The 12,097-nt window shown below is 43.0% G+C and carries 12 protein-coding genes; 2 read left to right on the top strand and 10 right to left on the bottom strand.

Annotation, left to right across the window (positions count from 1 at the left end):
- Positions 1-14: 14 nt before the first annotated feature.
- Entirely contained in the window at positions 15-1,085 is a 1,071-nt protein-coding gene (gene hemE / locus AC07E5_RS01875; protein WP_004971944.1) for a uroporphyrinogen decarboxylase, read from the bottom strand.
- 271 nt (positions 1,086-1,356) lie between these two features.
- Here hemE and AC07E5_RS01870 point away from each other — a divergent pair, with 271 nt between their 5' ends.
- Positions 1,357-2,601, top strand: coding sequence for a L,D-transpeptidase family protein (locus tag AC07E5_RS01870; RefSeq protein ID WP_004971948.1), 1,245 nt, complete (start codon positions 1,357-1,359; stop codon positions 2,599-2,601).
- A 202-nt stretch (positions 2,602-2,803) separates the two neighbouring features.
- Positions 2,804-3,496, top strand: a complete 693-nt coding sequence (locus AC07E5_RS01865; RefSeq protein ID WP_004971950.1) for a pirin family protein — start codon at positions 2,804-2,806, stop codon at positions 3,494-3,496.
- Positions 3,497-3,634: 138 nt separating this feature from the next.
- Here the strand turns inward: AC07E5_RS01865 and AC07E5_RS01860 are convergent, their stop codons facing one another.
- The 9 genes from AC07E5_RS01860 to AC07E5_RS01820 form a co-directional block, all read right to left on the bottom strand.
- On the bottom strand, positions 3,635-4,690 hold the full coding sequence (locus AC07E5_RS01860) for an ArsO family NAD(P)H-dependent flavin-containing monooxygenase (RefSeq protein WP_498624543.1): 1,056 nt from the start codon (positions 4,688-4,690) through the stop codon (positions 3,635-3,637).
- Between the two features lie 240 nt (positions 4,691-4,930).
- The gene (locus AC07E5_RS01855) at positions 4,931-5,803 is read right to left on the bottom strand and encodes a SphA family protein (protein ID WP_498624523.1); all 873 of its coding nucleotides are present in this window, start codon (positions 5,801-5,803) and stop codon (positions 4,931-4,933) included.
- Positions 5,804-5,958: 155 nt separating this feature from the next.
- Positions 5,959-6,879, bottom strand: coding sequence for a catechol 1,2-dioxygenase (catA, locus tag AC07E5_RS01850; protein WP_004971957.1), 921 nt, complete (start codon positions 6,877-6,879; stop codon positions 5,959-5,961).
- A 200-nt stretch (positions 6,880-7,079) separates the two neighbouring features.
- A complete protein-coding gene (locus AC07E5_RS01845; protein ID WP_004971960.1) occupies positions 7,080-8,141 on the bottom strand; it encodes an NADH:ubiquinone reductase (Na(+)-transporting) subunit F in 1,062 nt (353 codons plus the stop codon).
- 68 nt (positions 8,142-8,209) lie between these two features.
- The gene (locus AC07E5_RS01840) at positions 8,210-8,572 is read right to left on the bottom strand and encodes a phenol hydroxylase subunit P4 (protein ID WP_096901043.1); all 363 of its coding nucleotides are present in this window, start codon (positions 8,570-8,572) and stop codon (positions 8,210-8,212) included.
- A 117-nt stretch (positions 8,573-8,689) separates the two neighbouring features.
- A complete protein-coding gene (locus AC07E5_RS01835; RefSeq protein ID WP_004971966.1) occupies positions 8,690-10,216 on the bottom strand; it encodes an aromatic/alkene/methane monooxygenase hydroxylase/oxygenase subunit alpha in 1,527 nt (508 codons plus the stop codon).
- A 92-nt stretch (positions 10,217-10,308) separates the two neighbouring features.
- Complete coding sequence (locus AC07E5_RS01830; protein ID WP_004971969.1) at positions 10,309-10,575, bottom strand: MmoB/DmpM family protein; 267 nt, start codon at positions 10,573-10,575, stop codon at positions 10,309-10,311.
- A gap of 11 nt (positions 10,576-10,586) precedes the next feature.
- Positions 10,587-11,591, bottom strand: a complete 1,005-nt coding sequence (locus tag AC07E5_RS01825) for an aromatic/alkene monooxygenase hydroxylase subunit beta (RefSeq protein ID WP_004971970.1) — start codon at positions 11,589-11,591, stop codon at positions 10,587-10,589.
- Positions 11,592-11,610: 19 nt separating this feature from the next.
- Positions 11,611-11,904: a phenol hydroxylase subunit gene (locus tag AC07E5_RS01820; RefSeq protein ID WP_004971972.1), complete on the bottom strand. Its 294-nt coding sequence runs from the start codon at positions 11,902-11,904 to the stop codon at positions 11,611-11,613.
- Positions 11,905-12,097: the final 193 nt, after the last annotated feature.

Here is a 12,097-nt window from a genome sequence, read left to right as displayed (position 1 = left end):
ATATCATTACGTGATTATAGATATTTGGCACTGTATTCATGAACCGTGTCGATAAATACTTTAGGACGTTCAGGATCTACCCATTGGGTAATGCCATGACCTAAGTTGGCCACATAACCTGTTTTTTCACCATTGGCATAGGCATCATCTAGCATCGCACGTGTCGCTTTAGCAATTGCTTCAGGTGAACCATATAAAGTCGCTGGATCTAAGTTACCTTGCAATGCGGCACGACCACTCACCGTTTGACGTGCGACATTTAACGGTGTTGTCCAGTCCAGACCAAAAGCATCTGCACCTGTTGCAATCATTGGCTCCAGCCATTGACCGCCACCTTTGGTAAATAAAATAACAGGGATTTTACGTCCATCTTTTTCACGTTGCAGACCTGACACAATTTTCTGCATATAGTGGAGTGAAAATTCAAGATATTCACGATGGGCCAATGCACCGCCCCAACTATCAAAAATTTGTACTGCCTGTGCGCCTGCATCAATTTGTGCATTTAAGTATTCGGTCACTGCATCGGCCAAACGGTCTAATAGTGCATGTAAAACTTCAGGCTGTGCGTACATCATGTTTTTGGTGAAACGGAAATCTTTGCTTGAACCACCTTCAACCATATACGTTGCCAAAGTCCATGGACTACCTGAAAAACCAATTAAAGGCACTTGTCCGCCCAAAGCAGAACGAATGGTCGATACTGCATTCATGACATAGTCTAAGTCTGACTTGGCATTAAATTTAGGTAAATTGGCAACGTCTTGCTCGGTACGCACCGTTTTATGAAACTTTGGCCCTTCGCCTACTTCAAAATACAGACCTAAGCCTAATGCATCGGGTACAGTTAAAATATCTGAAAATAAAATCGCAGCATCTAATTCATAACGACGCAAAGGCTGTAAAGTCACTTCACAGGCAAATTCAGTATTTTTGCATAGAGAAAGAAAATCTCCTGCCTGCGCACGTGTAGCACGATATTCTGGTAAATAACGTCCTGCCTGACGCATCATCCATACGGGCGTGCAATCTACTGGCTCACGTAATAAGGCACGAAGAAAACGATCATTTTTTAAGGTCGTCATTTACTTTCCCAACTCATTTTCAATCTTGCAGCCATCATATCAAAAAGGTTGAAGTTTTAATAACTTCATTTCTTGCTCGTCTTTTCAGCCTATTCTAAGTGTTCAAATTCAGCTTACGTTTATGTGAAATACATCACACAAACAAAAGTCACTGTAAAATTGGGGTTATCTTGCATATTTACACAAAACAACTACTGCATCTCCTTAGTTTTTCTGCAATACTTGGCTAGTTTTTATCTATGTAAATGAATAATTCTCAAGGTTGAATTACATGTTGGTTCGCACAATACTCGCAATGAGTTTAAGTTGCATTTTTGCAGGGACTACTTTTGCTGCATCTACTGCTGAACAACCGTTAAATCCACAAGTGATTAGCAATACCGCTATTGAAGATCCGATTGATCCTTTAGCGACAGAAGCATCGGCTGCACAAAATAATCTAAATGCAACAGACACTGCTATTACGCAACAAGAACAAAATGATTTAAATAAGGCTTCAAAAACCTTAGATGATCTACACAAAACTGAAGATACCACTGCCGATGTAGGCACTGCACCAACAAAAAGCTCTGCAAGCCAAACTGCTACATCCAACACAGCAGCACCAAAAGCTTCATGGACTTTAGATGGTTTAAATAATGCCACTTGGTATGAAAATATTGGTAAAGGTCAGTTCCCTGTGTATGCACGTGCACACGTGATGCTGAACAATTCACATGCTTCTCCAGGTGCAATTGATGGCACTAGTGGTAAGAACACCCTAAAAGCAATTGCATCATTCCAGCAAATGAATGGCATTAGCCCAACGGGTATTTTAACCAAAGAAACTTGGGATGCGTTGGTTGCACGTCAAGGTTCACGTCCTGCATTTGTAGAATACACGGTTACTGAAGCGGACTTAAAAGGTCCTTATGCGAAATCTATTCCGCATGACTATGCAGAACAAGCCAAAATGAAAGGCTTGTACTACACCCGCGTAAGTGAAATGTTAGGTGAAAAATTCCACATGGATGAAAATTTCTTAAAGAAATTAAATCCGAATGCAACATTTAATAAAGTGGGTGAAAAGTTATTGGTGACCAACGTTCGCAATGACTTACCTGAAGACATTCACCTGATTGTGGCGCACAAAGGTGCAAAACAACTGTATTTGTTCAACAAACAAAACCAAATGGTCGGCTCATTCCCAGCAACCATTGGCAGTGCAGATACTCCATCGCCAACAGGTACTTATAAAGTGACAGGTGTTGCACCAAACCCATGGTACAGCTATTCACCAAGTAACTTTATTCAGGGCAAAAACTTAAAACCGCTGTCTTTACCACCAGGCCCTAACGGCCCTGTGGGGAATATCTGGATTGGTTTAAGTAAAAAATCATTCGGTATTCACGGCACACCAAACCCATCGACCATTTCAAAAACGGCGTCGCATGGTTGTATCCGTTTAACCAACTGGGATGCAAACGATTTAGGTCGTAAAGTACGTTCTGGCGTGACTGTAAAATTCCTTGAATAATCAGTGATCGCTTTAAACCGCAAAAGACCCACGTTTTTACGTGGGTTTTTTAATGCCGCGATAAAACTCTAAAATGTCTAGGTTCTGCAAAAAATCTACACATGTTGCAATTTTAGAACGGCATGTTGCAGTTCGCCTCTAGGTCGGCTGCGGTGAAAAGATTAAGATTAGTTCAAGTTAAAAAAATGATAGGAACATTATCATGAATGCTTATTTACACCGTAGTGAAGATCGTGGTCATGTGAAAATGGGGTGGTTAGACACCAAACATAGTTTCTCTTTTGGTAATTGGTATAACCCGAAATATATGGGTGTTAGTGCCTTACGTGTCATTAACGATGACCGTATTGCCGCACATAATGGTTTTGGTACTCACCCACACGACAACATGGAAATTTTGACTTGTGTATTAAGTGGTACGATTTCCCACCGCGACAGCATGGGCAATGAACGCCATATTACTGCAGGTGAATGGCAGTTAATGAGCGCAGGTACAGGCGTTCAGCACAGCGAAATTAACAATGGTGATGAAGAAGTACACATGCTGCAAATTTGGATTCAGCCGAATGTACGCGATGCAGAGCCGACGTATCAGCAAATTCAACGTGACCCAAATACAGCACCCAACCAGTGGCATTTAATTGTCGGCCCGAATGACAATGCCCCAATGCACATTCGTCAACAGGCAGAAGTAAAAGCAGCTGTTTTAGAAACTGGACATCGTTTAGAAGTTACAGCAACACAAGCGGTAAACTATGTGCATGTAATTCGTGGTGAAATCACCATTGGCGAGCAAACAGTTAAAGCGGGCGATGCTTTGTTATTTGCTGATAATGCTGTGATTGAAGCAAAAGAAGACAGCCAGTTCATTTGGTTTGATTTACCAAAACAGTAAGTCCTGACTGTCACCTTATTATGATTGAGCATCTTTAATTTTTTGAGTTACCCTCTTGCCCTCTTCTACAGAGGGCTTTTTTATGGCTGAAATTGCATGATTCATTTTTTAAACACAGTTTTTGTCACGTTAATGACTTTACGCTGTTGTCTGCAAATACGCAGCAATTTGCTCTGCCACATTCCGTGCGGTTCGGGAAACACCAATTAAAGTTGCCGAGGCTGCGCCTGTCCAATCGCCATAACCAATCAACCATAAATTTTGCTGTTGTAACGCTCGATTTTCTAACACATCGACTGTGCCTTGTGCATTAACCACATTCAAACTTTGTAAATGCGACAATGCTGCCTTAAAACCTGTGCACCAAATAATGGCAGCAATTTCCTGTTCGCGCCCATCTGCCCAAACTGCACTATGTTCGGTTAAATAGTCAAATGGCGGCAGACCATGTAATACATCACGTTGCCGTGCTTCTTTGACACTTGGAATCATCACAATATCGCCCAAACCACCGATCGGTTGTTCAATACTGCGACCTTCCTGCTGGGCTTTTAAGCGCTCCGTGGCACGTAAAAATAAAACCCGTCCATCTACATCATCGGCTAAAAAACTTGGCGGTTGCTGTGTAACCCAAAAAGTTTCGGCCACTTTAGACACTTCTGCCAAAATTTGTGCGCCTGAGTTACCCCCGCCGACAATCATGACTCTTTTGCCCTGAAAAGCATTGGCATTGCGGTAATGAGCCGAATGAATTTGTGTGCCTAAAAAGCGTTCGCGTCCTGTATAAGCAGGAATAAAAGGCTGACTCCACGTTCCAGTAGCACTCACAGCGGCTTTGGCTCGCCAGCTTTGCTGTGCCGAACACACAATTAAATCATTGCCTTCCTTCAGGACTTTTTCGACCTGCACAGGACGCAGCACAGGAAATTGATAGCGTGTTTCATACGCTGTTAAATAGTCAATCACTTCTAATCGTTTTGGATATTCCTGTTCGGTTTTTGGCATTAACCAGCCGGACAAAGAACTCCATGTATTTGGAGAGAACAGCTGTAAAGAATCCCACGCATGTTGCCACGCACCGCCCGACTGCGTTTGATTATCCAAGATCAGAAAATTGATTTTTTGCCGTTTTAAAAAGTAAGCCGTGGCCAATGCTGCTTGTCCGCCACCAATAATAATTACATCGGCATCCATTATTTGATTCAAAATGGCTCTCCTGCTCGCAATACGCACCCTGTTGCTATGCCTAATCTTAGCGCATAAGTGCAACACGTGAGAGATTAAAAATTCAGTCCACCAAACTCAACTTATGGAAGCACGTAATTAGAAGCAAGCCATCTTGAAAAATGATGCTGCAAAAAAGCCAAGTCTTTCAACTTGACTTTGTTTTGTAAGATAGCTTGATGTGCAACACTGCAGAATCAGGTTCGGGCTTTAAAAAGCCCAAACCAATTTCAAAGTCGAAGAGTGTCCTTCAGGACGATGTTCCACTTCGGTTTCTTTCAAAAACTTTGCTTCCAAAGACCAATTATCACGTTTGTATTGAATCGCGGGACCAAAAGATAGAGCCTGTCCTTTATTGCCAATACTGACACCATTCACTTCATCATCTGTGGTTTGTTTAAATACATAACCTTCGAGTGCCAATTTGACTTGATCATTCAATTGATAACCGATTGCATAATCTCCAGCGAAATAATCCCCCGACTGATAATTTGTGTCGTCATTTTCACTGTTGAAGCTATAAGACATTTTGGTGGAAAACTCCCAACCTTGCGGCTGCAAATAAGAATACGCAAAGATAGGACGAATGGTGTTGTAGTTCTTACCTAAGTTGGCAACTACAGGACGTTGTGGATTGGCATCGTCATAATCGCCTGTTGCGAGCACACCTTCTAAAGCAGCTACACTGTGATGATTGCCTTTATGCCAACCCAACATGCTGCCAATAATCAAATCGCCCAAACCACTGTTAGAGTCTGACATGCCCATCACATTTAAACGCAAATCGACCAAAGGCTGTGCAGCATATAAACCCAACTGACCGCCTGCAATGTGTTGGGGGGTCATCCATACCAAACGTGGAATATAGACATTCACATCGGCATGGAAATTGTCTGGGCCGTCTTTAAACTCACTGGCATGATAGTTCTGATAGTAGTTGAGTAAGTATACCCCAGCTGGTGGTAAAGCCCCTGCTGCAATGCCTTCTGCGCCTAATCCAAATGTATCTAAACCGTTTTCTGTTGCATTGACGTGTGTCGCCATGACACCCAAAAGCATGAGTGCCCAAATTTTGTTATTCATAGAACATCCTATTCAATAGAAATTTTGATGAAGTCTGCCTGCTGCGCCTGAATCATTCATGCGCGAACAGCCGACTTTTAAGGGCAGCATCAACAAAGAACTTGCTGATGCTGTATTGGCGAACGTGTTAAAACTTTGTGTTTTAAGGTGTGGGATTAAGCACTTGCACGACGACGTTCAACTTCAGTCGATGGTGCATTTGCAGTGTCTTTGACTAATTCAAAGTTAAAGGTGATGTGCTTAAATGGTTTGTCTAAACCACGGCGCTGAATTTCTGCAGCATCGGTCACATCTACCGCTGTTGCAACCAGACCTTCACGGGTCGCAAATGCGAAGTCATCCCACAGGTATTGATCACCTTCAATGTTAAATTGCGTAGTGAGTTTGCGGTAACCTGGTGCAGAAATGAAGTAATGCACGTGAGATGGACGGTTGCCATGACGACCTAGTTTGTTTAATAAAGCTTGAGTCGTGCCGTCTGGTGGGCAGCCATAACCGACTGGCATGGTCGTTTGCGCCACATATTTACCATTGGCATCACTGAAAATAGTACGGCGTAAGTTAAAGTCAGACTGAGATTTATCAAAGAATGAATAGTTACCTAAACCGTTGGCATGCCAAACTTCGACTTTGGCATTTTCAATGATATTGCCATTGGTGTCAGTGACTGTACCTTCAATAATTAACGTATCTAAATGGTCTGATTCTGAACCATCATCCATACGCGCAAAACCGACTGATTCAGGCGCACCTGCAACATAAAGTGGCCCTTCAATGGTACGTGGTGTACCGCCTGTTACGCCTGCTTTGGCATCGGCTTCATCGGCACGTAAATCTAGATAATGTTCTAAACCCAAACCTGCTGCAAGTAAACCAAGTTCATTGGCTTTGCCTGCATCGGTAATATATTCCAGACCTTTCCACACTTCTGAAGGCTGAATGTCTAAATCTTCTATGGCTTGAAATAAATCTGCCACTAAACGCACCACTATTTGCTGCACACGCTGATCGACAGGGCGTGTAGCGGTGTCTACGTTCATTTCCTTCACTAAAGTATCAATTTGTTGACGGTCCATGTAACTCTCCTTGGCTATTTTGGCTTTGCTGGTTGTCGCATTGCTATTTTGGCTTTTGACACTGCCTTACTGTGTTGATGATGGTGTCAGTGCTGAGCTAAATGCCTCAACACTGACCGACTTCCTTGGAAACTTTTTATCTATTGCAATTCGATAGGCTCAGTACAATATTGCAGCACCTATCCACTTTTAAATATGTGTTAAATATGTTTAAACAATGCTGAACGTGACTGACCACTTGCACCATCGGCAGCACTCAAGAAGCGTTCTGTGTGAATATCACGTTCAAACAAACGGCTTTGCATTAAGGTCGAAATTGCTGCATCAATCATGACTGGTGGGCCGCATAAATAGGCTTTGTGTCCACCGCAACGCTGCTCAAAATAATCGGCAACCGCTTCATGCACATAGCCTGTAAATCCTGTCCAATGGTCTTCTGCTTTAGGTGCATTTAATGCAGGAATGTAGCGGAAGTTTGGATAGTCTTTGACTAACTGCTCAAACAGTTCTCGGTTATATAATTCCGCAACATCACGCGCACCTTGGAATAGGTAAATGGTGCGGGTATCACCCGACTCTAGTAAGTCTAAAATCATAGATTGCGGGCTAGATAAACCTGAACCACCTGCTATAAAAATCGCATCCTGATCATCCGATTTACGTACAAAGAATTGTCCGTATGGCCCTGAAATTTCCAGTGCGTCGCCTGCCGCAAGCTGCTCATGCACATAGGTCGTAGCACTGCCGCCCACAACATGACGAATATGCAATTCAATAATGCCTAGTTCGCTTGGTGCATTGGCAATTGAGAAGGCACGAGTGCCTTCAATACCCGGGAATTGCACGTTAATGTATTGCCCTGCCTGAAACTCCATCGGGCGGTCTAACTGCAAGCGCACACCTTTAATGGTTGGAGATAAGTCCTTTACCTCAAGGACTTTGGCCTGATAATCCTGAACCAAATATCCCAAGAAATCTGGGTCTTCATCAACATCGGCTTCAATGGTCATGTCTGATTCAGGCTTACAGCAGCACGCCAACACTTTGTGTTCTTCACGTTCCAAATCCATCAGCGCGAAAGGTGACGCTTCGCCGACATCATAATAACCATCGGTGACTTGGACTTTACAAGTGCCGCAAGTGCCATGCCCACAAGCAAATGGCAACCACACGCCTTGACGTAACGCGGCATCTAAAATGGTTTGATCTTCTTCAACCTCAATGGTTGTGCCAATTGGCTCAATTGTGACTTGATAGCTCATCTGCGACCTCCTGTCTTGTACTTACTGACTGTGCTTTGCTGTCTTTATTTTGTTGTGATCTTACTGTTTTAAACGTGTGCGCTCTTGTACCCATTCAGTCCTGGGGTCACAAAACGCAGTAGTGATTTTTGATCGAAGCCAATTTCTGCCAAGGTCTGTTCAGGGCGTGGCTGAATTACCTGTTTGTTTAAAGTAAATTGCACTTCATCCCATTTAATGTTTTCAAAGTCAGGATGTTGATGGAAACCCGCCTGCATTTGCTGATCCAAAAATTCCTGAAAGGTTTGCTGCGGCGAAACCAACATGGCGTGTGCAGAACAATATAAAGTGTGATGATCCCAACCCACATACACCAAAATGTTGTCGCCATAGTGTTTTTGTAGGTCGCGTGGTTCAAAGTCGTAATCTGGGCGAATAGCGCGTACTGACATGGTCATTCTCCGTATTGGGGTGGTTTGAGCCGCAAATGACTCAAACCGAAATCCTTTTAAATTTGAATCTTGAAATAACTTAAATTTTAGATATTTACTTTAGATAGTGAATGAGCGTTAAGCCGCATCACCTTTCCATTTTTTCCAGCGTTGCTGGTCTGGTGAACCTTCAATATCCAAGTTATCTGCACCGACATTGAAGCGATAATATTCGCGCAGCATGTTTTCCAAATCTAAGCCACCACAGTTGCCTTGTAGAATTTGGTTCACTGGCAACCATGCCTGCACATATTTTTCAGGTTCACGTTCAAAAATATCGTGACAACCATCTGAACAGGTGTGGTAACGCTCGCCTTTATAAACAGACTCACGATACGTAAACATGGTCGGATCGCCATCCATTTCGGTGAAAGTCATTGGCACTTGGCAAATTTGGCACAATTGCGGTAAGCCTGCGCTGTAGAAACGCTTGCCTTCTGCTTCCATCTTGCGTGCTAACTCCCACTTTGGACGGTAGTATTTGTCAAAGGTGTCTGGATATTTTTCAGATAACCAATCCATTTCCTGATCGGTTGGAATCCAAGTATGGAAACCTGCTGCATGACCGAAGTTATAGAAAATCCACCACGCTTGATGCGACACGTGTTCTTTTTCTTTGGTAATTACTTCTGAATATTTCGGCATACGAATACCGTAACGGCTCAAGTCTTTAAATAACGCACCGCCCGCTTCTTCAAAGTAGGTTTCCCACGCTTCTTTCCACGACATCACTTTGTTTGGCAGCATGTAGTCCATCATCATGCCAACTATAGATAACAGACGAGTCCCACGCCAGAACCACTTATCAATCCATTCCTGTACGATTGGCACGTTATCTTCGTGTTGTTCTAACAAGAATTTCACGATTTCTAGACCTAAAGTCATGTGACGTGCTTCATCGGACTGTGCACTAAAACCAAAGGTGACCGTTGCCATATCGCCATTGTGTGCTGCACCTGACATGAACGGTACGAACAACAAGTTGGTCAATACATATTCAAAGGCAAAGCTAATGGCTAACAAGAACTCAAACGGCCCTGCTGAACGCGCATCTTCAAAGAAAGATTTTGGTACAGACAAGTACCAAACGCGGTCATGCATGTGCGACCAATCCTGAAAACCATCAAAGAATTTGTTGTAATGGCTCATGGCATGAATTTGCGTCTGCACGTGACGTAATTCATCAATCGACTGCATTTGTGATGCGATACGTGCGCCTACACCACTGAACTGACGCCCTACATGTGCATAACCTTGGAATGCCTGATATTCAAGCGGAGTTACCGCAGTTAAAAACAGTTTGATGGCATTCAAATAACGCTCATTGGTCACGTTCATTTGACCGTTGTTTTGTGCAAAAGCATCAAAAATGGCGTAAAGTTTTTTCTCTTTTTCTGCCTGATACTTCCAGTAAGCATCCATGGTTAAACGGAATGGATCTTCCCATTTAGACCAGTCTGTAATTTTAATGCCTTCAAATTCTTCGTATGGAAAGGCTTCTTTGCGGTCTGCATAAGAAAAGTCCCAATCCAAGTCACGAGTAAGTGCGCGATAACGGTCTTTGGCATTCAGTTTTTTTGCTGGGGTTTTAACTTGTGAATTCATGCTCATCATCCTTAAATTTTTTAGCGGCAATCTATGCAGCAATATGTTCTGGCGGCACTGTACTCAAATTGGCTCAGTGCACATCCTTATTCCTAGTTCCAGTGCAAACGGAAACTGTCATCATCTTCTTCGACGTTGCCGCCCAACGTAATCATGTTGAGTTGTAAAGACTGAATATCCCAATCTTGTCCAAGTTTTTCAGATACCGTTTCTGCTTTAACAATCAGACCTGTTTCGCTTTCTACCCGAATCATGGCTGGCAGATATTGAATCGTGGCATCTGGGTTGTCTTCTTCAATCGCTTCAATGATGTAGCGCGACGTGTCATTGTCCTGTAATGCGAGATAAACCTTAGACATGCTGCTTCTCCTTAAGCCTGCAAAATTTGTTCGAGTTCGATGCCAATTTTTTTACTGCGTTCCAGCAGTTTTTGTTCTGCAATGTCGACTGCATCTGCAGACAACGCCTCAGCTGCCCACGCTGCAAATGCCGCTTTCACTTCAGGTAAATATTCGGCTAACCACTGGCTCAACAATTGTTTGTTATGTGCAGATTCTGCAGCTGCGGTTTTAAATACGCTGTCTGACCATTTGCGTAAATCTGCCATGGCTTCCTGCATAAATTCCATCAGCATCGCCAAGTCACGTGCTTGATGCTGTGCCAGCCATTGATCAAATTGGGTGTAAACCAATTCGCTCATAAAGCTGTCAATCACCAAGTTTTGTAATAAAAACAGTTTGAAATAGTCCTGCTCGATCAAACTGGTTTCACACAACTTGCGCAGTCCTTGCCATGCTTCATCCTGCATCCATGCTTGTTTGGCTGGAATTAAAGATTCGCCCGTGTTGCCATCGAGTGCCAAACCAACCCGTGAGATGTACTGCGCCATCCCTAAACGATCCATCGCAGCATAAATACAGGCTTGGGTCAGCACCGTGCCATAACCATAAGCACTGCCCGACATCATGTGTAAATTGGCAGTCTGTTCGATATGACGAAACGGCAAAAACAAGGCAATCACTTTGGCTTTGACATCTTCAGAAATATGCTCTGCCAACTGACGCTTTTCAAAAAAGCTAAAGTTACTTTCGGCAATGTCCTGCAAACGCGCACGATGCTGCACATAAGTTCCGTAATAAAACTGACGCGGGTCTTTAAATGCATACCAATCCTGCATTTCAATTGCAGTATGGGTTTTATCATTTAAGGTTTTTTCAGGTTTCCACAGCGGACGATAGTGAAAGTTGGTTTCCGCCTGAATATCAAAACTGACTTCCTGATAACGGGTGGCTGGCTTGTTGCCAAAACGGCGCTCAATATAGGCATAGTTTTGACGAATTGGCTCAATACCCGCTGTTTTAATTTCTAAAGTCATCGCTTATCTCCTTAAGCATTCAGTGTTGATCTTCATGATCAATGTTGTATCGCTGTGCACCGACTAAAGTGTCGTGTTCAATGCCGTAACGCCATTTGTCTTCTTCAGCATCATTCACGGCTTGCTGTTGTTCGCTCATTTCCACCACTTGATTGGTTGCGCAGAACTCGCGGAATGCTTGCTGCGGTAACACCAACTCCACATATAAAGTGGGATCGTGAATGGCAAAGTCGAACTCGACAAATGCGGCATTAATATCGCCCGTTACCCGAATATATTTGGTTAAGGGCAATGCGCCTGTTGCATCCTTCATATTGTTCTCCTACAAGATCTGATTCATTCAGAACTTGCTTCAGTTGCTTCATGCATCTGTTGCTTACTTTTACTATTACAACAAGCGTGCCAACTTTATAAAAACATTGAAAAACAGCAACTTAAAAAATCTGAGTGTTTTTATAAGAATTTGGATTTCATGATTTGATGAATTTTGATGTTTAAAAAATTTA

This window comes from Acinetobacter seohaensis (assembly GCF_056431365.1).
Note: the sequence above shows the minus strand (reverse complement) of the source record. Positions and strands in the feature narration are given on the sequence as shown.